Genomic DNA, 24,894 nt, shown 5'->3' on the forward strand with positions numbered 1-24,894 from the left:
GTGTCAAAGTGACAGAATGCCGAGCTGTCCCAGCAGGTCCAGTGGCTCATGGAACAAATGCGCCTGGCAAAGAAAAGGATGTTTGGCGCTTCCTCCGAAAAGGCGAGAGCCGAAGTGGAAGAGCAGCTGAGCCTTATGTTCAATGAAGCCGAAGTCCATGCGGATATCGAGCGGCAGGAGACCGTAAAGGTCGCCGCACATGTGCGCAAAAAGGATTCCGGTGAGCGGAAGGACCGTCTCCCGGAAAGCCTGCCCACAGAGGTGGTAGACCACAGCCTTCCGGAAGACAAACGTATTTGTCCAAATTGTGGGACGGTTATGCAGGAAATCGGCAAAGAAGTGCGCCGCTCGCTGGTGATCATCCCGGCTCAGGCTAAGATCCGCGAAGATGTTTATCACAACTATGCCTGCCGGAACTGTGAGAAAAACGGGACGGAAACGCCCATAGTAAAAACGCCGAAGGACAAGGCGGTAATCCCGGGCAGCTTTGCTTCGCCGGAAGCGGTTGCGCACATCATGACGCAGAAATTTGTGATGGGTTCTCCCATCTACCGGCAGGAGCAGGAATTCAAATATGCGGGCATTGGACTTTCCCGGCAGACCATGTCCAACTGGATTCTGAAAGCTTCGAGCGACTGGCTGACGCCGATTTTCGAGACGCTGCACGGGGAACTCCTGAAGCATGCTATTCTCCATGCGGATGAAACTACGCTGCAGGTCCTGCACGAGCCGGGAAAATCGGCACAGAGCAAGAGCTATATCTGGCTGTACCGTACCGGACGGGATGCCGTTCATCCGATTGTGCTGTATGAATACCAGCCGGTCGGAAAGCAGACAACCCAATTTCATTTTTGAAGGGTTTCCGCGGATATCTGCATACGGACGGGTACCAGGCCTACGGAAAGCTGGAAAATGTTACGCTGGTCGGTTGCTGGGCTCATGCGCGGCGGAAATTTGACGAGGCAGTAAAAGCTTTGCCAAAATCCCAGCAGAAAACATCTTCCGCTGGAATCGGGCTGCTATACTGCAGCAGGCTTTTTGAAATAGAAGACAGGATTGCGGAGCTGCCGCCAGAGGAGCGGAAGAAGCAACGGCAGAGTCAGGCGAAACCGGTTCTGGACGCCTTCCTGGCATGGGCAAAAACGAGAAATGCAGCGCCGAAGTCTGCCCTCGGCCAGGCACTGCACTATCTTGTGGAACAGTGGCCGCGTCTCATCCATTATCTGGATGATGGGCGATTGGAACTCAGCAACAACCTTGCCGAACGAAGCATCAAGCCGTTTGTGATGGGGCGCAAGAATTTCCTTTTCGCCAATACCCCATCTGGGGCGAAAGGCAGCGCCACAATGTTCAGCTTGATCGAAACCGCCCGGGAAAACGGTCTTGACCCTTACCGGTATCTGACCTGGGTATTTCAAACTGCACCGAATCTTGATCTTCAGAATTCGGGGACAGTTCAATTTCTGTTGCCGTGGAACGCACCGGAGAGCTGCAAAGCCGGAGGCTCCTCCAAAAACTGAATTTGGTCCCGGCGCTGTATCATTCGGCACCGGGACTTTCCTTTTTTGCAAGGCACTGCCTGGCTTGACGCTTACAAAAAGTCCTTGACAATTCGTCTCTGGCAAGACAGCGAAAAGCATTCTCATTTCCTGCGGCGCAAGGTTAGCCCCGTTTGACATCCCGCAGCTTCGGGAAATCATGAGCTACGACGAGTTGGAGCTTGACCGCATGGGCGACCGGAAAACGGCGATGTTTTTCATCATCAGTGATACCGACACGACGTACAATTTCATCGTTGCTCTTGCCTTTAGCCAGATGTTCAATCTTCTGTGCGAACGGGCCGACAACAAATACGGTGGACGCTTGCCCCATCATGTGGCGGGTGCTGTGGGACGAGGCGGCGAACACGGGACAGGTTCCGCAGCTTGAAAAGCTGGTGGCCGTCATTCGTTCCCGTGAAATTTCGCTGTGCCTCTTTTTGCAGGCGCAGGCCCAACTAAAGGCCCTGTATAAAGACAACGCCGAGACGATTTTAGGCAACATGGATTCGGTCATTTTCTTAGGAGGCCGGGAGCACACCACCGTCAAGGAGCTTTCGGAGGCTTTGGGGAAAGAAACCATTTCCATGTATACCGAGAGCGTCACGCGGGGGATACAGGAAAGCCACGGCCAAAATCTGCAACGGCTCGGCAAGGAGCTTATGACGATAGACGAGCTGACCACAATGGACGGGAGCAAGTGCATTTTGCAGCTTCGGGGCCTCCGTCCGTTCCTGTCCCCAAAGTACGACCTGAAAAAGCACCCGAACTACAAGAATACCGCTGAGGCTGACAAGCGCAACAGCTTCGCCATTTCTTCCCTGATTAACCGGCGCATGAAAGTTAAGCAGAATGAACTATATACCGTTTACGAGGTAGACGCGCCCGGAGAGGACGCCGCTGAAAGCGAGGATGAGAACATCCTCAACTACGACGATGTGGACAACCCGGATGCGTTTGCATAGCATCGGGCCAACTTGGCCCGATGTATAAATCTCCCACCAGATTTATAAAAACTGGTGGGAGATTACTCGTGACCTGCCCCCAAAAGCCGTCCAGATAGAAAGTTAGTAATCACCTGAGATTTTCATGGCGTATTCTGCCGGCGTCAAATTATCCAGAGAACTGTGTGGGCGAAGGTGGTTATATTCATTTCGCCAGTCTTCAATGATTTCTTTGGCCTCATAGAGATTTTTAAACAAGTTTTGGTTTAAACATTCATCCCGAAGCTTTCCATTAAAACTTTCGATATATCCGTTTTGGGTCGGGTGACCGGGATCAGTAAAAACATGTTCTACATGGTGGTCGTAACTCCATACGTTTAGTGCGTTCCCTGTGAATTCAGAACCATTGTCCGTTAGAATCTCTTTGGGAAGGCCGCGAAACAGGGCAATGCGGTTGAGTACGGCTGCAACTCTTTTCCCTGTGATGGAGCTGTCCACTTCCAACGCTAGGCATTCCCGTGTGGCTTCATCAATTACAGTTAAGACTCGAATGTGGTTTCCGGATCGGGTACGATCAGAAACAAAATCCATTGACCATCTGGAATTTGCTAACAGGGATGTTCTGTCCGGCATTCCACGCTTTTCGTATTTCTTCTTTTTACTCCGCTTTTTCAAGGTCAATCCGGCTTCTTTGTACAGTCGGTATGTTCTTTTATGGTTGATATAGACGTTTTCCCGTTGGAGCATAACATGCAAACGCCGGTAGCCGAAGCGTTTCCATCGACTTGCCAACTGTGTTAACCGGTCTGTTATTTCTTTATCTTCTGTTTTATCCACCGGAACATATCGTTTGCTGCTTCGGCCAAAATCCAACAGCCTGCACGCTCTGCGCTCACTTAGCTGGTACGTTTGCTGTATTTCTTCCGCAATGTGACGCTTCTCGGCAGGCTTTATCCGTTTTTTGCGAGGACGTTCTTTAGAATGTGATTATCCAGAGTAAGGTTTGCCACTAGTTCTTTTAATTGGCGGTTTTCTTCTTCCAGTTGCTTTAAATGCTTTGCTTCGCTGACATCCATCCCGCCGTATTTGCTTTTCCAACGGTAAAATGTCTGTTCAGAAATATTATATTCTCGAACAATATCCGTCGCTTTTTTACCTGCTTCATGTTCTTTTAGAATCCTGATGATCTGTTCCTCACTGAACCGTTTCTTCATGTTAATCACTCCATCTGCATTTTATCATATTGTGACTAACTTTTCTATTGGCTCAGTTTTCGGGGCTCAGGTCACTGTTATTGGGTGTTGGATATGAAAATTGTACTTGTTTTCATGTGGCTGAAACTATGTGTGAACAAACACCTAAAAAAAATGACGGTGCCGCGATTGAAGAAAACGGTAGAAGAAAATGGATATGGTTCCAAGATTATGATTATAATAGTGATGATTTTGAGAAAATAGGGTGTGATTTTGAAAAAAATAATGATGTATGTGTTGGGAAAGTTGGAAACGCGAGTTGTAAATTGTTTCATATGAAAAATGCAGTCGATTTTGCAAAGCGATGGATAGAAAGTAATAGAAGTTCTATCCCAAACCACGCGTAAAATTAAGAGTGGAAGACCAGAGAACGCTTTTCCATTTTAGCGGTATCTTACTGAAACATGTGGCCGACATTCGGCGAGACCTTTGCGCAAAATAGATTTGGTTTAGGCGTTGTTTGACAAGTAAAAGACGATAAAGGGAAAAGCGAAGAAATGTTTCCCATTTCCTATGTTCCTAACATCTTTGGCAATTGGTAATGCGATTTGGTTGAAACAGACAAGTCCTTTAATTTTTTCAAAAAAAGCTCAATCTCCCAGCCACTCCTTGAATTCATCCAGCGATATTTTCCCATTGGCGCACTGCTCCCGCATCGTTCGGGCTTGTTCCGACCATTCATAAAAGGCTTCCTGCGTAATTTTGCCGTATTTGATCCATGCGAACCGCTTTTTGTAAGCTTTGCTATACGCCTTGAATGCCGGATTTTCCTTCTTCTTTTTTTCCCAAACCCGCAGTGCGCCGATTTCCTTGCAGGTACGCCCGGCGCTGTCGAACGGCCTGTCGCAGTATTCGGTGTTGATGTGCCCGGTCAGGGGAAAGTATTTTCCGCAATTTTTGCAGACGCGGAACGGCAGCTCCCGCATGATGCATTCCCGAGTAAAATAGTCGATTATCTCATAAATGTCTTTCGGGTACAACACCTCGGTAAAGGTTTTCCGGTCGATCCATTCAAAGCGCAGGGCCAATGGCTGAAAAGGGAAAAAATCAAGGTCGTTTTTATTCTCCTTTTCTTCATAGTACTCCGCCATTTTCTTCTGAACAGGCTCTTTGGGGGTCAAAACATCCAAAGTATTCCCCCACAGATGTTTCACCTGGTCCTGTATCGTAACGATTTCGGACGGAATGTGCGTCAGTTTTTTGTATGGCAGCAGGTCGATCACGTTTTCAAATTTCTTCTCTTCTGCTTGTTCCAGACGGTCCAGCCAGTCCAAGCGCACCAACTCAAAATAAATGTGCTTCTTTGTTATCGTGTCCAGCCCTTTGCGGACTTCATCGGCAAGCCGCATGTCCTTCTCCGAATACAGTTGACGGAGATCGGCTCCCATCTTCTCAAATACATTTCCGTATGACGTAATATCCAGATATAACAGATCCATCAGGCTTTGCGAAAACGCGAAGCTTTTTTTAATTGTTTTCTGTCCGTTCCCATATTCAAAATATTCCTTTTCCCCGGATATGTAAACCTTAAAGCTATATGCCATTCCTGTCACCTCAATATAGATTATAGACTTATAGTAAATATATTATACATAGGTATTGACAAGAATGCAAGACGGGATTAAGATATTGTTGTAGACTACTGAATTAATTTATTATGATAGTCTATTAGTGATAAAAAGGAGGCCCTCTGAAAATTGAATAGCATATCCGGCAAGAGATACAAACGCCTTGCAAACAGTTACGCCAAGACCGAACTGCGTTCGGCGGCAATTCGCGCACCGGGCAAATCAGGAAGCAATTCCCGAATGCCCGCGCCCCCATTGCATCGAACAAAATTCAGAGCGAGCCGGTCCGAAAGGGCCGATACCTGCAAGGCCGGGAATACGCGGCGGCTTCTGCGGAGCGGGGCGTCAGGCGCAGGAACGGTAGCCAGGATATGCGCAAAAAAAGGCCGCAAAACCACGGCAATGACTTTACGGTCCGGAAGAAAAGGAATTCACTTTATCACCAGTATAGCAGCGGAGCCGGAGAAACGCAAGCCCTTCCCATGAGGAAAGCGAAAGGGTGCTGCAGAAATCGGGAGCCGCGCGATACTACCCCGAAGGGGTAGGCCAGCATATTGTTTGTATTGACGGGGCGCTGCCCCGCAATCCAAACATGCTGGCCGGGGGCGACCCCCGGACCCCCGAAGGACGTTCCCCCAACCCCCAAGGGGGAGAAAGGAAAGCGAATGCGCAAGGAAAAAATGTTTGCCATGCGGATGAGCCTGCCGGATTACGAACGCATCCACCGTAAGGCGGAACAGGCGGGCATGAGCATGACGGGTTTTCTCACCTTGTCGGCGTTAGAAAAATCCATCGTCGTGGTGAACGGGCTGGACAACGCCACCGCCGAACTGAAAGCCATCGGGCGAAATCTGAACCAGATCACAACCCTGTGCAACATGGGGAAAATCCGATGCCCCGATCTGAACGAAGTGCAAAAAGTTCGGCGCGGTGTTCGATTCCCTGTATGGCCTGATGGACCGGGGCTGACCGATGGCAATTGTTTACGCGGTTAGAGAGAAAACCCAGAGCAGGACGGCCATGTCCAAAGTGATGCGGTATGTATCGCAGGACAAAAAGACCGTTTACGAGGATCGAAAGAGAAACCGGGTCAAGCTGGTTTCAGGGCAGAATTGCTGCGGAGTTACCGCCTTTCAGGAATTCATGGCGACCAAGCGCCGCTACCGGAAAGAAAAGGGCGTGTATTTCTACCAGTATGTGCAGTCCTTCAAGCTAGGGACGCCGGTCACGCCGCAGGAAATCCATCAGATGGGCGTGGAGCTTGCGAAATATTTTGACGGTTACGAGGTTCAGATTGCCACCCACATTGACCGCGACCACTGGCACAACCATCTGGTAGTGAATTCGGTAAGCTGTGAAACCGGTCTGAAATTGCAGTTCAACGAAAAGAATCTGGAACAACTCCGAACCCTCTCCGACCAAATCTGTCAGGCGCACGGGCTGGTAATTCTCAAGCCGTATCGAAAACCGGAACGCAGGCCGATGCTCGCGGGCGAATATCGGGCGGCGGCGCGGGGCGGCAGTTCCAAATTTCGGCTGATGGCGGCGATCGATCAGGCCATGAAGCAAAGTCGCACCAGAGCCGGTTTTATCGCCTGTATGGAACGGATGGGCTACAAGGTGAAATGGGAGCCGCATTACAAATACATCACCTACACGACCCCCGAGGGCCTGCGGTGCCGGGACAACCGACTCCATGAACAGAAATATCTCAAAGTGGAAATGGAGGAATATTTCAATGCCGGACTTCGAGAAACTCAAGCAGCTCAATCAGCCGGAGAGCGTCTTGCCCGAGCTGCCGGAACAGACGGTCACGGTGCCGTATCTGCCGCAGGTCAGCGCGATCCCGACCGACCAGTGGAACACCATGCTGAAGGGCCAGCAATTAACCGTGCAACGGCTTCAGGACCTGTCAGCCTACGTCGCGGTTCTGCCGAGTGTGGACGACGTGAACAAAATGATGGAGCACTATTACGAGAACGTTTACTATCAGCAGACCGAGAATTTGAAGGATACGGTCCGGCAGGAGAGCCGGACGATTACGGAATCGGTGAATACGGGGATGGAGAAGACGAGGAATACGACGGACCAGACGATGCGGAATACTCTGTACCAATGGGAGACAAAGCTGGTGCACCGGGATATGTCTCCGCTCAAAATCAAGACGAAATGGGCGGGAATCGGGGCGTTCCTCTTGGCGATGTTCTTGCTCTTGCTAAAGCTGTTGAAGATCTGGTGAATCCGTATGACCCGCAGCAGGAACGGGAAAAGCCGAAACCCGTTCATAAGAAAAGGCACAAGCGGAAGAAAAAACAAGTCCTCTCCGAGGACGAGGAACAGGAACTGAGCATGTAAGGGGGAGTTCCGTGAAATTCAATCACAAACCGTTTGACTGGAACCGGTTTTTTGAGGATTTGAGATTTGTCTTGACCGACCGCCGCGGCGGATGGAATCCGCCGCCGTCCCCGCCGGTTCACGCGAAGAAACCGTCCTCTTACCGGGAAGTGATCATCGGCAAGGTGCTGTACCGCCTCACCAGTGTTTTCGAGGGCAGCAAGGACATTGACAAGACGATGGAACGGCTTGCTGTCCAGAACGCTGTAAATCCTCAGAAAAAAGAATAAAATCGGCCGTATGCGTCTGGACTGTCGGTGGTTCCTGCGATATACTGAGTCTGATAATACTGCCGACAGTTTGGGCTTGCGGAAAGTGAGGAAAAATGTTAACGGTCCAACAAAATTATAAGGTCGGCATCTATGTCCGTTTGAGCAAGGACGACGAACGGGCGGGAGAATCGGTCAGCATCGAAAACCAGAAGCTGATGCTCACCAAATACTGCGAAGAACAGGGCTGGAACGACTATTTCACCTATTGCGACGACGGCGTGAGCGGCACGACGTTCGACCGCCCCGGCGTGTCCCAGCTCATTGAGGACGCGAAGGACGGCAAGATTAATCTGATACTGGTCAAGGATTTGAGCCGTTTTGGACGGAACTACATTCAGGTAGGCCAGTTTACGGATTATCTGTTTCCAATGATCGGCTGCCGCTTTATCGCGCTGAATGACGGCGTGGACACCATCAACAGCGACAACGATATTATGCCGTTCCGCAACTTATTTAACGAGTTCCAGAGCAAAGACACCAGCAAAAAGATCAAGGCGGTCAAGCAGGCGCACGCGAAATTGGGAAATTATCTCGGCTGCTATGTGCCCTACGGTTACAGGGCCAGCCCCGACGACAAGCACAAATTCATCATTGACGAAGCTGTTGCCGAAAACGTCCGGAAAATGTTCCGCTATCGTCGGCAGGGGCTGGGGTTCCGGAAAATCGCGGGGCTTCTCAACGCGGAACATATCCTGCCGCCGAGGGATTACTATTACCTGACCAAGGGCACGGAAGACAGAGGCCGCCGCAACCACTGCTGGAATGAAGTCACCGTAAAAAAGATGCTCCGCAATGAGGTCTACATCGGCCACATGGTTCAGAACAAGCGCGGCACGATGTCCTACAAGAACAAAAAGCAGATCGACAAGCCAAAGGATGAATGGATCAAGGTCGAGCATACCCACGAGCCAATCATTGATATGGATACGTGGAACGCTTGTGCGGAGTTGGATCAACGTCGGTGCAAAATGCGGAGCGTCAAAGGGACCAGCGAGCCGAGCCTTTTCGGCGGGTTGCTGCGCTGTATGGACTGCGGCTTCAAAATGCGGTACACCGAGGAAAACCATACTTACCCGAAGAAGGGTCACGTCAAGTATATTTCCTACATGTGCGGCAGCTACGCCCGAAGCGGGAAAGCCGCCTGTTCCGCGCACATTATCTACCTGAGGCCGCTCTCGGAGCTGGTACTGGACGATATCCGCCACAGGGCGAAGCGGGTTCTGGAAGACGAGGACAGGGTGCGTCGGGAGCTTTTGGAGCAGAAAGCAAAGCAGAACGACCGGCAGAGCAAAGCCGACAGAACCACGCTGAAAGCCACGGAAAAGCGCCTTGCGGAGCTGGAACGGCTTACGCAGGCGCTGTATGAGGACAAGGTGCTGGGCACCGTCCCCGAAGCGGTATTCAAGAATCTGCTGACCAAGTATGAAGCGGAACGTGTGGAAAAGCAGTCGCTGGTGCAGTCCTTGAAGCAGAAGCTTGCCGATACCGCGCAGGATGAGCACGACATTGAGCAGTATCTTGCGAACATCCGGAAATATGTGTCGATGGAACAGCTTGACCGTGAAATGCTTCTGGAACTGATTAACTACATCGAAATCGGGGAGCGCGGCGAGAAAAACGGGCAGAAATACCGCGACGTGGTAATCCACTACAATCTGGTTGATAAGGCAGGGTAATCCCCATACCCTGCTTTATGAGAAGATTACTAACGAGTGGTACGCCAGAGATATTTCCCGCAAGGTGCGAAGCTCCCAAAGATTGCGCGGCAGCGCGGGTGTTCCTCTCTCCTTGCCCCTCTACGGTTACAGGAAAGACCAGGACTGCCCTCAAAGTTGGGTGATCGACGAAGAAGCGGCGGCTGTCGTGCGGCGCATCTACCAGTTGTGCATCGACGGCTTTGGCGTTGAGAAAACCGCCGCGATATTGGAACGGGATAAAATCTTAAAGCCCACGGAGTATTGGAAAAGCAAGGGTGTCCGCAAGCCGGGGAAAAAATCCACTGTCAGGGATAGCCCCTATTGCTGGTGTAAAACCACGGTTGAAAAAATTCTTTTGGCGCGTGAGTACGTGGGAGACACCGTCAATTTCAAAACCTATTCCAAGTCGTTCAAGAACAAGCGGCGGTATGAAAACCCGGAAGAAAACCATGCTATCTTTGAAAATACCCATGAGCCAATCATCGACCGCCAGACATGGGAAATGGTGCAGCGGATCAGGGCAGGCACAAAACGCAGACAGCCGAAGAACACCGAAAAGCACATGTTCGCGGGGCTTCTGTATTGTGCCGATTGCGGCTGCAAGCTCCATTTCAATGTCAACCACCCACACACGGAACTCAAATATTTCAACTGCTCCAATTATCGTGGCAACCGTGGAACCTGTAATAACACCCATTACATACGAGCCGACGCACTGGAACAAGTCGTACTTCTGGAGCTCCGGCGCATGACGCAGTTTTTACAGGACAAAGAGGAAGATTTCGTAAAGCTGCTGATGGATAAATCCTTGCAGGAGGCGCAGCGGGAAACCAAGCGTCAGGAGAATGAGGTTGCCACCATGATTGCCCGTATTCATGAGCTCGACGCGCTTTTCACCAAAACGTATGAAGACAACGCCAACGGTAAGCTCTCCGACGAGCGGTTCATGATGATAACCAAACGCTACGATGATGAGCAGATTTCGCTTAAAAAGAAAATTTCCGCCATGCAAGCGGAGATCGACGCAGAGAAGCGACACAAGAGCAGCGCGGCCAACTTTCTATGGACAGTGAAGAAATATACCAAAATAGACGAATTGACCCCGACCATCGTAAACGAGCTTATTGAAAAGATTGTTGTTCATCAGGCGCAGGGCACAGGCAAGAACAAGACACAGCAGCTTGAGATCTACTACAATTTCGTAGGCGTTCTGGACATGCCACAACTCATGGCGCTGCCGCAGAGTGTGACCGTCGATACACGGCAGGGCGTGGCGGTTGAGTATATTACCAGAAAGGCCGGATAACGAAAATAGGAGCAACCTTTCGGTTACTCCTATTTTCGGAATGTTCAGTATCGTTATGAACACTCGACATGGTTGCGGAGGCAGGATTTGAACCTACGACCTTTGGGTTATGAGCCCAACGAGCTACCGGACTGCTCCACTCCGCGATATTTATTTGTGCATCCTCACTAAGCCTTACTGTAGGGCCTCATTTAGAGTGCTTAAATATAATACCATCTCACATACGGAATGTCAAGACTTTTTCTTAAAATTTACTGTTTCAGCCGGCTGAAAAAACTAAAACATGCAAAGCAAGGGGAATTATGGCAAGAAGAAAATCCACGTGCAGTGCAAAGTCTAATGATCGAGGAAAGACGTTTGCATCTCCGGTTCTCAATTCTTGAAATGCCTAAGAACGAACGGCGGGTTTTCGAGCGCTCCGGCAAAAGGCCGGCCAAACGCACCGATTCGGTTTGATCGAAATTCCGGACAGCCGCTTCAATTTTCTTTTCCGTCAGATTACCAAACTCCCCACAATGAAAGCCCGGAATGGATGTTGCTTTAAATTCTGCACAGATTGAGAAGTCGCTTCTTGCTTATGATTTATTAAAAATAAACAAGCGCACCGACAAATTGATTTACCCATGGCACGCGAGTGTTTATAATTCCAACTATCTTGGGGTATTTTGAATGGCGTTGGTCAAAAGCGGAACTACCTGCTTTTTGCGGGAAACCACACCTTCCAGATAGACCTCGTTGTCCCTTGGTTCCGCGCCAAAGGCGTCGCGGATCAGGTCTTCTTCCCTGCCGAAATACAGCAGGTGGGAACTTTCCTTGACGATGTCGGTCATCATCAAAAGCAAAAGGCTGTAGCCCTTTTCCTGCTGCACCTTTTTCATATGTTCCAAAAGGCTGCCTTTCAGGTCCTTCACATTTTGGGGATCGCCGGCGTTGATCTGCCCGATGCCGATTTTATACCGGCTCAGATTATAATCTTTAAAATCGTTATAAAGGATCTGATCCGGGTTCATATCCGCAAGCGAGGAACCGGCCTGAAACATCTCGGCCGCAAACCGGTTGGGGTCCACACCCGCAATCTCGGCCAACTGCGACACCGTCTCGCGGTCAAGGTAGGTCGTCGTCGGAGATTTCAGGTTCAGTGTATCCGAAAGAATTGCGGCACAGAGGATTCCGGCAATTTCTTTTGTCGGACGGATCCCGTTTTCCACATACATGTTGGCAATCAGCGTCGCCGTACTGCCCACCGTGTCATTTCTGAAATAAACCGGCGAACCGGTCTGGATATCTCCGATTCTGTGATGGTCGATGATTTCCAAGATTTCAGCCTGGTCAATCCCGTCGACCGTCTGAGACATTTCGTTGTGATCCAGCAGGATCACTTTTTTCTTTCTCGGCGAGATCAGATGGTAACGGTACACAAATCCCTTTACGGTCCCGTCGTCGTCGACGATAGGATAGCTGCGGAAGCGGGTCTGGAGCATTTTGTCCCGGATATAATCAATAAAATCATGAACGTTAAAGCAGATCAGATTATTTTTCGTCATCACGTATCCCACGGGGATGCTCTGGTTGATCAGCCGGGCGGCGGTAAACGTATCGTGGTTTGTTTCCATCACAATACAGCCCTTCTGCTCCGCAAGTTCCAGCACATCTTTATCGACGTGCCCGCCGCAGGTCGCGATCAGGCAGCTGACGCCCGCCTTCAGCACCTTCATCTGACTGTCCTTGCGGTTGCCGACCAGCACGATGTCGTTTTTCTCGACAAAAGGCTCCAGACTGTCGGGCGCCATGGTTGCGATGACCACCTTGCCCGCGGAACGGAACACATCGTCAATGTTCCCGCAGACCAGACGGGCGTTCAGGGTTTCCGTCACGTTGCGAAGCGGCGTGTGGCTTTTGGAAAGTACGTTATTCCCCTGCGAAGCCATGTAGCTGTTGGTAATGTCGGAAAGCGAGATAATTCCAAGCAGCTTTCCCGCATCGTCGGTCACGGGAAGAACCTGCCGGTTGTTTTTCTGCATGATGTTCCAGGCCGTTTTGATTGAAATATCCTCCGAAACGGGTGGAATCACATCCAGATCCAAATCGGACACCTGTGTTTTCACGGTCTTCAGATATTCCGGTTCCTTGACTCCGAAGCGTTCCAGCACAAATGCCGTTTCTTTGTTAATTTTGCCGATGCGAACCGGAACCGCCTGAACTCCCAGCCTCTTTTTCAGCTCGGCATAGCCAATGGAGGAGCAGATGGAGTCCGTATCGGGATTTTTATGTCCTGTGATATAGACGGATTCGTTCATTTTCAGTACCTCTTTTTAAAATACCTTATCGCGGCGCACAAACCGCCCGGGCAGGCGGATGGGCGGCTAAAGAACTGTTCTACTAGAATAAATCATTTTTTTGCCCCAGTCAAGCGCGAAAGAGCAACATACATGCATTTTTACAAATGCTTTTGTGCAAGTTTTCAATTAACGGCCGAACCAAACGGCATCAGGGCGAGTTTTGCAATTTTAAAGCACTGCATTCCAAACGGAATTCCAACAACCGTCATACAGAACAGCGCGCCGACGGCGGCCGCTTCCACCGCAAGCGCAAAACCGCCGAAAACCAGCCAAAGGAGATTCAAAAGCAGGGAACCCGCTCCGCCGCCGTACCGGATTTCTTTTCCAAACGGAAAAAACGCCAGCTCCGCGAATTTGAAGCATTGAACGCCTACCGGAACGCCGACGACCGTGACGCACCATAAAATACCGACCGCGAGCCAGCTAAGCCCCATCACACACCCGCCCAGCAAAAACCAAATTGCGTTGCCGACACATCCCATACGATTCCCCCCGTAACTGCGCCTCACATCGAGACGTCGTTCCCGATTTGATATGAATTATGAAAGATCGAGGTCCCAGCGTTCCTCAACGACGTCATTTCCCCATTCCGGGTTTTCACGAGTCGCAGTCGAAATAAAACCGCGGCTTTGATAAATCCCCCTCGCGGTTTTCAGATCACTGATCGTTTCCAAATATACGTGCCGGTAACCGGTCTTGCGGCAGAATTCAAGCGCTCCGTCGATCAGCTTCCCTCCAAGGCCCATTCCTCTCGCGAAGGGTTCCAGAAGAAAGAAACGCAACTGCGCCGTATCCTTCCCGGCGTCCGCGATTGCGATACTGCCGACCGGCCTGCCGCCTATCTCCGCAATCCACATGCTTTCACGCTGCCGGTCACAGTGCAGAAAAAAGCCGGGGATTATCTGCTCGACATACCCGGCAAACAGGGAGGACAGTCCATATTCCTCCACATAAAGGCTTTTGTGGCGGGAGAGAACGTAATCAAGATCGCTGTCGCGGAATCTACGGATTTCCGCCGGACAAACCGTTTCGGAAAACTCTTTTCGGATCACGGACATCGAATCCAGAACTGCCTGAAGCTCTTCTTCATTCAGATTTCGGATCATTTCAGAAATTCGGCTGTCGGACGCACGGTTCAGCTCCCGCATCGCCTTGTTTCCCTGTTCCGTCAGGCTGATATAATGAATCCGGTTGTCCCGCTCCGACTTTTCGCGGACGATCAGCCCGTCCCGCTCAAAGCGTTTCAGGATCCTGCTCATATAGCTGCGGTCAACGGACAGCCGGGCCCCCAGCTCGTTCGCGGTGCAGCGGTCCATCCGGCTGATTTCAAGCAGTACTCTTGCTTCCGTCAGGGAAAAACTGCTGTTCAGGATACTCCGGCTGAGCAAACCCGTTAGCTGGGTATAAAAACGGTTGAAGCTTCTGATCTTTGAAACGGCGTTCTTTTGATCTTTCATGTTTTATCTCCTTTCCACATTGCATTATATCATTTTTAGTTGACAAAATCAACTAATTTTCATTCTGATACAACATTTCAATATGTTCGATTCCATCTTCCAGATAGACCGGCGAACAGGGCGTGAAACCGGCCTGACGGTAAAATTCCCGCAGGTGCGCCTGCGCTTCAATTCGGATATTTCCCCCTCCGGTTTCCTTTACAAAACGAACGGCGCGATTCAGCATCTCGCGGGCCAGTCCGGAGCCCCGGCAGTCCCTGCGGACCAACACCCGGCCGATCGAATGTTCCGGAAAAGTCTGCCCGCGGTCAAGAATCCGCAGGCAGGCACAGATTTTTCCTTGCTCGTCACACCCGAACAGCTGAAACGATTGGCTGTCCCTCCCGTCCACATCCGGATAAGGGCAACTCTGCTCCACCACAAACACCTCGCAGCGAAGGCGAAGGATATCGTAAAGCTCCTGCAGCGTCAATTCTTCAAACCGTTTTATCGTCCATTCCATTCCTTCATATCCTTTCCAAAGGGCTCGGTCCGTTTTCATTCATTATATTCCAACCGCGTACTCTTTTCAACGCGCAGCAACGCCGGCAGGCTGGTGCTTTGTTTAACGCAAAGAGCCGCCCCCCGTAAAAAGGAGCGGCTCCGGCCGGATTCTATGTTTGTTATTTGCCGACGCCGAGTTTTTCCAGAAGACAGCTTCTTATCACCGCGGCGCATTTGTCCCTTCCAATCCTGGAGCTGTTCAGACAAAGGTCGTAATTAACCGGGGCGTTCCAGTCCTTTCCGGTATAGAACTTATAGTACTCCGCGCGGTAGCGGTCGGTGGTTTTCACATCCTTTTCCGCAGCCCTGCGGTCCAGATGCGCGCGGTTTTCAATCGAGCCGACACAGTCTTCAAACGGCGCGCGGATCCCGACGCTTAATACGTTTGGGTAATCTTTCAGAATGTCGTCCGCCGCGCGCCCGATGACAACAAACGACTCCGACTCCGCAAGCCTCCGCAAAATTTTGGCCTGATAGTTGAAAAGGTTTACGTCTGAAACAAACAGCCTGTGTTCCGGCGAAAGGACGTTGCCGATGTGCTGCCTTGCCTGCAGCAGCCGGAAGATGTTCATCCTGAGCTTTTCGTCCGCCAGATGAAACAGTTCCTCGTTGATTCCGCTCTGGACGGAAGCCATTTGCAAAAGCTCTTTGTCAATCAGCCAGATTCCCAGCTCCTTCGCAAGCTGAATCCCAATCTGTTTTCCTCCGCTGCCGTATCCCCGCGCAATCGTAATCACATAATTGCCCATTTTCACCCCCGTAAACCGCTTTTCCGGAATCTCCTTACCCGGAGACTTCCCTTTGCGGCGCCGCTGTTTTCGGCGAGCGGCAAGCCGGATTTTCTTTGCCAGTACGGTTTTGCAATAAAAAGAAAAGGGCGCATTGAAATAAATCACCTTCAATGCGCCCTTACATTTTATTGATTTTTTTGATTCCATATGCTTTATTTTACCTTCCGCCTTTTTACATGTCAAGCAAAAAAAGCACTCGCCGGAAAGATTTCTTTCAGCCGCTATTTGGTCCGGTCGTTCAGGGTGTTTAAAAAATCACCCGCTGTTTTGCCGCTGGTTTTAATCGCCTGATACAATTCGGACATTTCCTCTTTTTCCTTCTTTGATAAAAGGGTCTTTCGCTTTTCCCGGGCAAGGGATATTTTCTGTTTATAGCGTTCCACTTCGCTGTCAAGTTTTGTAATTTGCTCTTCAATCGACTGCGTTCCGATTCTGCGCCCTCGCGGCATAGAACCCCCTCCTTCTAATTTAAATATCACTATTAATTCTATACCTGTTTCCGCCATTCTATTCGGAATCTAATTAAAAAATAAAGAATAATCCATGCTTTATAGGGCAAACTCCGGCAAAAAAAGGCCATGCGGTGAAATTCCGCATGGCGCCTGTTGATTTTACGCTCAGGATTCCCGGACGATAAAATCCTTAAGCCGATTCAATATTTCTCTGTCGTCGGAATGTATATTCAGTTGAACCGGTTTCTTTAAATCGATGCTGAAAATCCCCATAATAGACTTTGCATCAATAATATGAACCCCTTCGATCAGTTCGCACTCCACATTTTCTTTGGAGATAATCGAGGAGAATTTTTTCACCTTTTCAACACTGTCAATCAATACCTTTACAGTAATCATTATTCACCGCGCTTTCTCTCTTTTCATTGAATTTCACGTTGACCCGATCGATAACATTTTGCTTAAAATTAATGACTTTGTGATCATATTCCTGATTCATCAGCGTGGAATGGATCATAAAATCGGCGGTCGCTTTATTGTTTGCAATCGGGATGTCATAAACCTGCGCAATCCTGAGCAAAGCTTTCACATCCGGATCATGCGGCTGCGCTTCAAGCGGATCGGAAAAAAATATTACAAAATCAATGCTGCCCTCCACTATTTTGGCACCGATCTGCTGGTCGCCCCCCAGAGGTCCGCTGTTGTACCCTTTGACCGGAAGACCGGTTCTTTCCGCGACAAGCCTGGCCGTCGTTCCCGTTCCGCACAGGAAATGGTTTCTGAGAATTTCCTGGTTTTCCGCACACCAGTCGATTAATTCCTTCTTTTTTCCGTCGTGGGCGATGAGCGCGATTGTTTTCTGTTTTCCGATCGTAAATGTGATAAATTCTTCATTCATATTTTTCACCCGTCTTCAATTTACTTTTTGAATTGACTCCACGATTCCGGGTTCCGCAAACAGATTGCATCGCCCGGAATTAGAGTTCCCTGTTTCAGCGGAACTTGTCCTTTTATCTTTCATTATAAATGTTTTGTATGGAAAATCAATAAAAATTTTTAAAAAAATTTGTGAATTTTTTAGTAAGTCCATTAAATCAACCATTCCAGCGAACCGTGCCGAGTCTTTTTTCAGCTTTTGGCTTGTCTCCGGGCAAACAGGAGAATCAGCATACCGGTCACCCCTCCGCAGAAATCCAGCAAAACGTCTGAAACGCTGCTGCCCCTGCCCGGAACAAACCTCTGAATGAATTCATCGCAGACCGGAACCAGCAAAAGAAAAAACAGATCCGCAAAAAGCAGTTCCCGTTTTGCGGAACGATAGGCGCGGAGCGTTGCCGTCATCAGCGTCCCGAAAACGAAATATTCCGCAAAGTGGGCGGTTTTACGAATCATATGTTCTGAAACTGCCGCCGGTATTCTCATTTTGGAGAGAGCATTGTTGGCGAGATCTGTAACAAAGCGGCTTTGTTCGCCCGACTGGGACGCGGGAAACATGGAATTGTGAAAAATAAAAAGAACAAAACCAACCGTCGCGATGACGAGCCCCTTGCGTTTCATAGATTCATCCTTTCGCTTTTTGCCGTGCCGCGTGACGCCTGTTTTCCGCACCGCGGCGGACATTCCCTGTCCATGATATGATGAAAATTCTTTCGCCATTCCTGAGATAAGAAAAACCGTTTGCAGACCGGCAGGCCTAAAACCATTTTTTCTTTTTAAAATAGCAGACCATCGCACCCGCGACCGCAAGCATGAGCGCCCAGACCGCCCCGTACCCCCATCGAAGCCCCAGCTCCGGCATGTATTTGAAATTCATTCCGTAAACTCCGGCGAGAAAAGAAAGAGGAATGAAAATGGTTGAAATGATGGTCAGAACCTTCATAATCTCGTTCAGGCGGTTGCTGGTATTGGATAAGTGCAGGTCGGTCAAGCCGGAAAGCAGTTCCCGGCACGTTTCCGTTGTATCAATCGCCTGAACGATATGATTGTAAACATCGCGGAGATACGGCTCCGTTGTCGCGCGAACCAGCTCGGTCGATTCTTTTCCCATCAGGGAAGCGACGTCCCGCAAAGGCCAGATGTTCCTGTTGAGCTTCAGAAGCGTTTTTTTAAATTCGCGTATTTGCAGCAGATGTTCCTGTGAATTGCTCTCCATGATTCGTTCTTCCAATTCGTCGATTTGATCGCTCAGAGTTTCAAGAACATCGAAATAACCGTCCACAATCGCGTCCAGCAGTAAATACATCAGATAATCAGGTCCGCAGGTCCGCACATGTGCGCTCTCATTCTCAAGAAAGGAGCGGATCCGGCCGAATACATCCCCCTTTGTTTCGCCTAACGTGATGACATAACGGTAGCCCAGAATAAAATTCATATGCTCCGAAACCAAAGAATCGCCCGCATAGTAGATCATCTTCGCCACGATATAAAGAAAGTCTTTATATTCTTCAATTTTCGGACGCTGATTCCTGTTTCGGATATTCTCAATAATCAGCGGATGGATTTGAAACGCGTCCCCGAGAGCCCGCAATAAACCGTCTTCGCACTGCGCGTCCACATTGATCCATCGCACGCCGCCCTCCGGAATGACCGAGAGCCCGGCAAGATCATTCGGGTCCGCCGTTTTCAGATGATACGCCCGGTAGTTCTGAGCGTCATAATCGATGATTTCAATAGCCTCACATTCGTTCCGACCGTTTGTCCCGTCCTCCGGATTTTTTTTAAAATCCATCTTTACACCCTGCTTCCCGGCATCCATAAAACTTGTCTATTACTATATTATACCACAATGCCAAGAAAAAGACATGTCGTGCTCGATGGCCGCCGTCACGCTTTTCGCCTGATTTGCATATTATATAAACTGGGGGTTCCGCACGTTTTGAACGGCCCGTCCACCCGACGCCGGCAGACTGGTACCCAAGCGACAGCATAAAATCTGGCAAAATGAACCCTTTGATGATATAATCGCCGTAGGAAAGCATAATCTATCAGGAAAGGCTTTTGTTACAACGGCCCTTCTCTACAAACGGAAGAGACCGTTTTGCATAAAAGCCTTTGAAATTGAGAGGTCCGGGAGGGATATCTATGAAAAAATGCCTGATACTCTATGATTCTTACCACCATGGAAATACGGAAAAAATTGCGCGCGCGATGGCAGAGCAGGCAAACGCCAAAATCTGTACGATTGACAAGGTCCCGACGGTCCGTACGGAAGAATACGAAATCATAGGTTTCGGAGCGGGAATTGCATACGGCAGACCTTACGACAAAATGCTGAAAGCGGCGGCGCGGTTCAGTCTGCAAGGGAAAGCGGTGTTTGTGTTTTCTACAAGCGGGATGGGAAAGGCTAAATATAACTCCGCGCTCATTGAACTGCTGAAAAATGCGGGGGCATCCGTAGTTGGTTCCTTTGCCTGCAAAGGCTATGACACGTATGGGCCGATTAAGATGGTAGGCGGTATCGCAAAGGGCCATCCTGATGAAGAGGACGTTGCCGCGGCAAAGCAGTTTATTCAGCGAATTGTAGTTTCGTAACATTTAAATCAAAAAGGGAAATTATTGATCATGCCGCTGCCTCGATTCTCGAAATATATTCGCAAATCAGGATAAAATAAGGACACACAATCTTTTTAATTCAATCGGAGGTTTAAGGATGTATTATTCCAGCGGTAACTATGAAGCATTCGCGCGCCCTGAAAAGCCGGAAGGAGTCGACAGCAAATCCGCTTACCTTGTCGGTTCCGGGCTGGGCGCCCTTGCGGCGGCATGTTTCCTTGTCCGCGACGGCCAAATGGACGGGGAAAAAGTGCATATTCTTGAAAAAGACCCGATTCCCGGCGGGGCCTGCGACGGATACCATTATGACAACCTCGGGTATGTGATGCGCGGTGGCCGTGAAATGGATAACCACTTCGAGTGCATGTGGGACCTGTTTCGGTCGATTCCGTCGATCGAAACAAAGGGCGTCAGCGTTCTTGACGAATACTATTGGCTTAATAAGCACGACCCCAATTACTCGCTGATGCGCGCCACGGTGAATCAGGGAGAAGATGCCGGAACCGATGGCAAATTCGCGCTTTCCGACAAAGGCGCCCTGGAGATCATGAAGCTTTTCTTTACACCGGAGGAAGATTTGTATGAGAAACGAATCGATGAAGTCTTCGATGAAGAAGTTCTGAATTCGAATTTCTGGATGTACTGGCGCACGATGTTTGCTTTTGAGAACTGGCACAGCGCGCTGGAAATGAAGCTGTATCTCAAACGGTTTATTCATCACGTCGGCGGCCTGCCGGATTTCAGGGCGCTCCGTTTCACAAAGTACAATCAGTATGAGTCCATGATCCTCCCGATGATCGAATATCTGAAATCATACCACGTTCAGTTTCACTATCTTACCAAGGTTGTAAACGTGGAATTTGACATTCGGAAAGATAGAAAAATCGCGAAACACATTCTCGTCGAACGGGACGGAAAAGAGGAACACATCGATCTGACCGAAAACGATCTGGTCTTTCTCACCAACGGCGGCTGTGTCGAAAATTCTTCCCTTGGGGACCAGAATCACCCCGCGCCGTTTCATGCGGAGATTAAAAAAGGCGGCGGATGGGACTTGTGGCGGAAGATCGCCGCGCAGGACCCGGCCTTTGGCCATCCGGACAAATTCTGCTGCAACCCGGAGCAGAGCAACTGGATGTCCGCCACCGTGACGACGCTGGATGACCGTATTCCGCCTTATATCCGGAAAATCTGCAAACGGGACCCTTTCAGCGGCAGGGTGGTTACCGGGGGCATTGTTACCGCCAAAGACTCCAACTGGCTGCTCAGCTGGACCTTTAACCGTCAGCCGCAGTTCCGGGATCAGCCGGAAAACCAGCTGGTGGGCTGGATTTACGGGCTGTTCACCGACAAGCCGGGCAATTATGTGAAAAAAACAATGCGTGCGTGTACGGGCAAAGAAATCTGTATGGAATGGCTGTACCATATGGGCGTGCCGGTAAGCGGGATCGATCAACTGGCTGAAAACAGCGCCAACACCGTGCCCTGCATGATGCCCTATATCACCGCCTTTTTTATGCCCCGCAGCGCAGGCGACCGCCCGGCCGTCGTACCGCAGGGCGCCGTGAATTTCGCGTTCCTGGGGCAGTTTGCCGAAACGGAGCGGGACACCATCTTTACGACCGAATATTCAATCCGTACCGGGATGGAAGCGGTCTACACTCTGCTGGGGATCGACCGCGGTGTGCCGGAGGTTTGGGGCAGCGCCTATGATCTTCGCGATTTGCTCAGCGCGGCCGTCCAATTACGCGACGGCAAAAAAATCACGGATATGGACCAGGGACTCATTGAAAAACTGGCGCTGAAAGCAATTTTGAAAAAAGTCGGCGGTACCGATATCGAAAAGCTGTTGAAGGAATATCATGTGATCTGATTTTTGATGGAATGAAAAAAGGAAATATCCTGTGCAGCCCGCGTCCTATTTCGGATTCTCTCTGGTAAAAGCTCCTTTTTTGTTAATAAACAAGAGTAAAACCGCAAGCCACGCGAATCCCGCGAGGAATCCGCCGACAACGTCGCTGGCATAATGAACGCCGAGGTAAATCCGGCTCAGGCCGATGAAAAGGATCAGAATCATGAAAAGCGCCGAAAAAAGCTGCTTCCACGGCTTTTTCAGGAAGATGACGCACAGATAGATCAGATAACCGTAAAAAGCCGCGCCGATCATGGAGTGCCCGCTCGGAAAGCTGTATCCGCCGGCGTGGACCAGCACTAAAATATCCGGCCTTGTACGATGAAAAAATGTTTTGAATAAAAGATTCATCCCGGCAGAAACAAAAAGGTTCACGGTCATGATTTTTGTGTAATACAGAACGCGTTTCCTTTGAAAGGAAACGGCCCAGAATACCGCCAGAATCGATACCAGAGTATACGAAGCCCCTGAATCCGAAAGAAGCTTGATCCAGACGGTCAGGTCCGGCGAAATAAGCGTCCTCAAGTTGCGGTAGATCAGGCTGTCGAATGGACTGAGCCCGTTTTCCAAAAGCTCCGAAGCCCATAGGATAAAAGCGACCGCAAGAATACCAAAGGCGGCAAATAAAAGCTGCTCCGTCTTTAAATACTTTTGAATCAAGCCCTGTGCGTTGTGCCTTGCCGAGGCGAGACGTTTCATATTCCACCTGCCTTATCATGTTTTTTCATAACCCGCGCTTCCGCCTAAATGAAACACCCGGTCCCCCCGTGTATCAGGCCGGGCCGCGACGCTCATCGAAGCCGTCGCGTGATCCCTGGGGAAAGAGATGGACTTGCGCAATCCGCCCTCCGGGTTGAAGTTTAGAATTATATTATGAACGTTCAGATTAAAATAATGTTAAAAATGAATTCTTTGTCCGGCCATCCCGCCATGTTCATAAGGAAGATTCGCGGACGGGACCGGACCGTAACGCTGACTCAAGCGAAGGAAAACCTTGAATTTCTGTCATGAGAGTGGTATAATATACTATATTATATACCGTAAAGTCAAAGAGGGCTTCCTTTTCACAGGGAAGCCCTCTTTTTCGTCGGTTTTAAGAATCTGAATTAGGGGGAATGTCAAATGTACAAAGACATCTGCACCGTGTCGGTTGTCACCTTTAACGCGGCATGGGGCCAAAAAGAGGTTAACTTAAACAGAATCAAGGGATACATGGAATGTGCCGCCAAAAAGGGAAGCGATTTTGTTGTTTTTCCGGAAATGGCCTTGACCGGGTATGACGATGAACCCGACAAGCCGCTGAAAGAAAAAATGCAGTATCGGCTGGCGGAAACCATTCCCGGGCCGTCAACGATGGAAATAGAGAAACTTGCGAAGGACCTTGGTATCTATGTGGTCATGGGAATGCCTGCCAGAGACGAGCGGAATTCCGACGTGATTTATAACGCGCTCGCGGCTTTTTCACCGGAGGGTCTCGCCGGAGCCTATCACAAAATGCACCTGCCTCCCCCGGAGCCGAACTGGGCGACGCGGGGAGATAAACCGTTTATCCTGGAGACTCCCTGGGGCCCGGTCGGATGCGCGATTTGTTACGATTCATACTGTTTCCCGGAATTGATGCGTTATTATGCCTCAAAGGGATGCAGACTGTATATTAACTCGACCGCGCTTGCCAAGTGCCACGGCAGGTGCCTGGGCACGTCAACTCTGGAAGCCGCCGTCATCCGGGAGGGAATCTATATCGCTTCCGCAAACCTTGGAGGACTGGATGTGGATAATTACTTCTGGGGCGGCAGCTCCATTATGGGCCCAAGCAGAAAGACATGGGAGACCTATTATTATGCCGGCCGTAAATTTGCGGATGAATGCGCCGATGAATCGGAAATGTTTACGGCTACCATCGATCTTTCCCTGGCGACCAGATTTTTATTTAAACAGAATCCTGCTGTAAACGGGACCGACTGGAGACCCGACAAATATATTGAGCTGTTTCAGGACAGCCTCTCCAGCCCGGACTATGGAAAATAGGCATCGGAAGCCACTGCATGTATCAGAAGAAGACGGTACCAACCGGCAAAACCGGGAGGTGCCGCCTTTTTGATTTTGTCTTAGCCCCGCGCATCGTTACGGAATATTTGTAGCATAGAAAAATAAAGGAATATTAATTGATATAATCAAGATGGAAATAATATCTTGAAAACAAACAGGTTCCTGTAACAGAGGCTCCAGTTAACGATGGATTTCAAGGAGGTAATTATTATCACACTGATCCTATTAATAATCGGCATCAACATTGTCTATGTTTCCATCAATACCCTGCGTACCATTCTTGTGATTAAAGGGCAGCGTCTTTTCGCTTCCGTGATTTCGGTTTTTGAAGTGGGGGTCTATCTGTTTGGGCTTACGATCGTGTTGAAAAATCTCGACAAGCCGGTTAATATAATCGCTTACTGTATCGGTTACGGCGCGGGCGTTTATATTGGCAGCCTCATTGAGCAATACCTTGCGCTGGGGTATGTGGAATTTCAAATTATCGTCGATTCCGTGGAACAGGATCTGCCGCGTCTTTTACGGGAAAAAGGATACGGCGTGACCTCGTGGAACGGGGAGGGAAAAGACGGCCTACGGCTGGTTCTGCGTGTTTTGGCCAAACGGAGCAATGAAAAAAAGCTGATGAAATATTTGAATGAAATTGCTCCCAGCGCCTTTGTGATCTCTTATGAACCGAAAAATTTCATCGGCGGGTTCTGGACAAAAAACATACGGAAGTTTTGAATTGTTTTCGATTTTTGCCGCTCGGAGAGCTTGCTTCCGGGCGGCGCTTTTTCATGGGTTTCGGCGGATCCGGCTTTTAAGAACCGCCCGCGGGCCTGTAA

At 49.7% G+C, this 24,894-nt stretch carries 24 protein-coding genes, 1 tRNA gene and 2 pseudogenes; 13 read left to right on the forward strand and 14 right to left on the reverse strand.

What is annotated here, in order from left to right; all coding sequences use genetic code 11:
* The first annotated feature begins 78 nt into the window (after window positions 1-78).
* The 3 genes and pseudogenes from tnpC to HCR03_RS16630 all read left to right on the forward strand — a co-directional run bounded on the left by tnpC (window position 79) and on the right by HCR03_RS16630 (window position 2,503).
* A pseudogene (tnpC, locus tag HCR03_RS16625) lies at window positions 79-1,520 on the forward strand (IS66 family transposase).
* Between the two features lie 157 nt (window positions 1,521-1,677).
* A pseudogene (locus HCR03_RS20195) lies at window positions 1,678-1,803 on the forward strand (hypothetical protein); the annotation flags it as partial.
* Window positions 1,766-2,503, forward strand: a complete 738-nt coding sequence (locus HCR03_RS16630; RefSeq protein WP_267459192.1) for a type IV secretory system conjugative DNA transfer family protein — start codon at window positions 1,766-1,768, stop codon at window positions 2,501-2,503. The pseudogene HCR03_RS20195 and the gene HCR03_RS16630, both read left to right, overlap by 38 nt.
* Before the next feature lie 102 nt (window positions 2,504-2,605).
* Here HCR03_RS16630 and HCR03_RS16635 read toward each other — a convergent pair.
* Window positions 2,606-3,696 (reverse strand): IS3 family transposase gene (locus HCR03_RS16635; RefSeq protein WP_407926813.1). Its coding sequence is split into 2 segments (ribosomal slippage): window positions 2,606-3,438 and window positions 3,438-3,696, totalling 1,092 coding nucleotides; the frame shifts between segments, so codons are not numbered across the junction.
* A 128-nt stretch (window positions 3,697-3,824) separates the two neighbouring features.
* On the opposite strand from HCR03_RS16635, the gene HCR03_RS16640 reads away from it, so the two are divergent.
* Entirely contained in the window at window positions 3,825-4,082 is a 258-nt protein-coding gene (locus HCR03_RS16640) for an AAC(3) family N-acetyltransferase (protein WP_267459193.1), read from the forward strand.
* Window positions 4,083-4,325: 243 nt separating this feature from the next.
* Here HCR03_RS16640 and HCR03_RS16645 read toward each other — a convergent pair whose 3' ends face one another.
* Window positions 4,326-5,279 (reverse strand): DUF6076 domain-containing protein, encoded by a 954-nt coding sequence (locus HCR03_RS16645; RefSeq protein ID WP_187035515.1) that lies wholly within the window; start codon window positions 5,277-5,279, stop codon window positions 4,326-4,328.
* 689 nt (window positions 5,280-5,968) lie between these two features.
* On the opposite strand from HCR03_RS16645, the gene HCR03_RS16650 reads away from it, so the two are divergent.
* From HCR03_RS16650 to HCR03_RS16670, 5 genes are all read left to right on the forward strand, one after another.
* Window positions 5,969-6,298 (forward strand): plasmid mobilization protein, encoded by a 330-nt coding sequence (locus HCR03_RS16650; protein WP_187035517.1) that lies wholly within the window; start codon window positions 5,969-5,971, stop codon window positions 6,296-6,298.
* Window positions 6,276-7,658 (forward strand): relaxase/mobilization nuclease domain-containing protein, encoded by a 1,383-nt coding sequence (locus HCR03_RS16655; RefSeq protein WP_187035519.1) that lies wholly within the window; start codon window positions 6,276-6,278, stop codon window positions 7,656-7,658. Before HCR03_RS16650 ends, HCR03_RS16655 begins: the two co-directional genes overlap by 23 nt.
* An 11-nt stretch (window positions 7,659-7,669) precedes the next feature.
* A complete protein-coding gene (locus HCR03_RS16660; protein WP_187038179.1) occupies window positions 7,670-7,927 on the forward strand; it encodes a hypothetical protein in 258 nt (85 codons plus the stop codon).
* 95 nt (window positions 7,928-8,022) lie between these two features.
* Window positions 8,023-9,645 carry a recombinase family protein gene (locus tag HCR03_RS16665; protein ID WP_187035522.1) on the forward strand — a complete coding sequence of 541 codons (1,623 nt, stop codon included), beginning with the start codon at window positions 8,023-8,025 and terminating at the stop codon, window positions 9,643-9,645.
* A gap of 82 nt (window positions 9,646-9,727) precedes the next feature.
* Complete coding sequence (locus tag HCR03_RS16670; protein ID WP_187035524.1) at window positions 9,728-10,972, forward strand: DUF4368 domain-containing protein; 1,245 nt, start codon at window positions 9,728-9,730, stop codon at window positions 10,970-10,972.
* 69 nt (window positions 10,973-11,041) lie between these two features.
* Here HCR03_RS16670 and HCR03_RS16675 read toward each other — a convergent pair.
* The 11 genes from HCR03_RS16675 to corA all read right to left on the reverse strand — a co-directional run bounded on the left by HCR03_RS16675 (window position 11,042) and on the right by corA (window position 19,282).
* Window positions 11,042-11,118: transfer RNA gene (locus tag HCR03_RS16675), tRNA-Met, on the reverse strand.
* A 504-nt stretch (window positions 11,119-11,622) separates the two neighbouring features.
* Window positions 11,623-13,269 carry a putative manganese-dependent inorganic diphosphatase gene (locus tag HCR03_RS16680; protein WP_066646087.1) on the reverse strand — a complete coding sequence of 549 codons (1,647 nt, stop codon included), beginning with the start codon at window positions 13,267-13,269 and terminating at the stop codon, window positions 11,623-11,625.
* A gap of 164 nt (window positions 13,270-13,433) precedes the next feature.
* Entirely contained in the window at window positions 13,434-13,793 is a 360-nt protein-coding gene (locus HCR03_RS16685; protein ID WP_187035527.1) for a YccF domain-containing protein, read from the reverse strand.
* A gap of 57 nt (window positions 13,794-13,850) precedes the next feature.
* The gene (locus HCR03_RS16690) at window positions 13,851-14,768 is read right to left on the reverse strand and encodes a bifunctional helix-turn-helix transcriptional regulator/GNAT family N-acetyltransferase (RefSeq protein ID WP_187035529.1); all 918 of its coding nucleotides are present in this window, start codon (window positions 14,766-14,768) and stop codon (window positions 13,851-13,853) included.
* Between the two features lie 52 nt (window positions 14,769-14,820).
* Window positions 14,821-15,309: a GNAT family N-acetyltransferase gene (locus tag HCR03_RS16695; protein WP_330601036.1), complete on the reverse strand. Its 489-nt coding sequence runs from the start codon at window positions 15,307-15,309 to the stop codon at window positions 14,821-14,823.
* Window positions 15,310-15,430: 121 nt separating this feature from the next.
* Complete coding sequence (locus HCR03_RS16700) at window positions 15,431-16,207, reverse strand: cytidylate kinase-like family protein (RefSeq protein ID WP_228725001.1); 777 nt, start codon at window positions 16,205-16,207, stop codon at window positions 15,431-15,433.
* A 116-nt stretch (window positions 16,208-16,323) separates the two neighbouring features.
* The gene (locus HCR03_RS16705) at window positions 16,324-16,551 is read right to left on the reverse strand and encodes a hypothetical protein (protein ID WP_066646085.1); all 228 of its coding nucleotides are present in this window, start codon (window positions 16,549-16,551) and stop codon (window positions 16,324-16,326) included.
* Window positions 16,552-16,719: 168 nt separating this feature from the next.
* Window positions 16,720-16,953 (reverse strand): PTS sugar transporter, encoded by a 234-nt coding sequence (locus HCR03_RS16710; RefSeq protein ID WP_066646083.1) that lies wholly within the window; start codon window positions 16,951-16,953, stop codon window positions 16,720-16,722.
* Window positions 16,928-17,452 carry a methylglyoxal synthase gene (locus HCR03_RS16715; protein ID WP_228725002.1) on the reverse strand — a complete coding sequence of 175 codons (525 nt, stop codon included), beginning with the start codon at window positions 17,450-17,452 and terminating at the stop codon, window positions 16,928-16,930. The genes HCR03_RS16710 and HCR03_RS16715 overlap by 26 nt, the downstream gene beginning before the upstream one ends.
* Window positions 17,453-17,682: 230 nt before the next feature.
* The gene (locus HCR03_RS16720; protein ID WP_066646136.1) at window positions 17,683-18,111 is read right to left on the reverse strand and encodes a VanZ family protein; all 429 of its coding nucleotides are present in this window, start codon (window positions 18,109-18,111) and stop codon (window positions 17,683-17,685) included.
* Window positions 18,112-18,247: 136 nt separating this feature from the next.
* A complete protein-coding gene (gene corA / locus HCR03_RS16725) occupies window positions 18,248-19,282 on the reverse strand; it encodes a magnesium/cobalt transporter CorA (protein ID WP_066646081.1) in 1,035 nt (344 codons plus the stop codon).
* Window positions 19,283-19,635: 353 nt separating this feature from the next.
* On the opposite strand from corA, the gene HCR03_RS16730 reads away from it, so the two are divergent.
* Window positions 19,636-20,085, forward strand: a complete 450-nt coding sequence (locus HCR03_RS16730) for a flavodoxin family protein (RefSeq protein ID WP_066646080.1) — start codon at window positions 19,636-19,638, stop codon at window positions 20,083-20,085.
* Between the two features lie 118 nt (window positions 20,086-20,203).
* Window positions 20,204-21,979, forward strand: a complete 1,776-nt coding sequence (locus HCR03_RS16735; RefSeq protein ID WP_187035530.1) for an oleate hydratase — start codon at window positions 20,204-20,206, stop codon at window positions 21,977-21,979.
* 45 nt (window positions 21,980-22,024) lie between these two features.
* Here HCR03_RS16735 and HCR03_RS16740 read toward each other — a convergent pair whose 3' ends face one another.
* Window positions 22,025-22,717, reverse strand: coding sequence for a phosphatase PAP2 family protein (locus HCR03_RS16740; protein WP_066646077.1), 693 nt, complete (start codon window positions 22,715-22,717; stop codon window positions 22,025-22,027).
* A gap of 423 nt (window positions 22,718-23,140) precedes the next feature.
* Here HCR03_RS16740 and HCR03_RS16745 point away from each other — a divergent pair, with 423 nt between their 5' ends.
* Together HCR03_RS16745 and HCR03_RS16750 are read left to right on the forward strand one after the other, a co-directional pair.
* Window positions 23,141-24,046, forward strand: a complete 906-nt coding sequence (locus HCR03_RS16745) for a carbon-nitrogen hydrolase family protein (RefSeq protein ID WP_066645889.1) — start codon at window positions 23,141-23,143, stop codon at window positions 24,044-24,046.
* A 207-nt stretch (window positions 24,047-24,253) separates the two neighbouring features.
* Window positions 24,254-24,793: a DUF2179 domain-containing protein gene (locus tag HCR03_RS16750; protein ID WP_187035532.1), complete on the forward strand. Its 540-nt coding sequence runs from the start codon at window positions 24,254-24,256 to the stop codon at window positions 24,791-24,793.
* Window positions 24,794-24,894: the final 101 nt, after the last annotated feature.

Origin of the sequence: Caproicibacter fermentans (genome assembly GCF_014303955.1) — a bacterium.
Taxonomy (GTDB): Bacteria; Bacillota; Clostridia; order Oscillospirales; family Acutalibacteraceae; genus Caproicibacter; species Caproicibacter fermentans.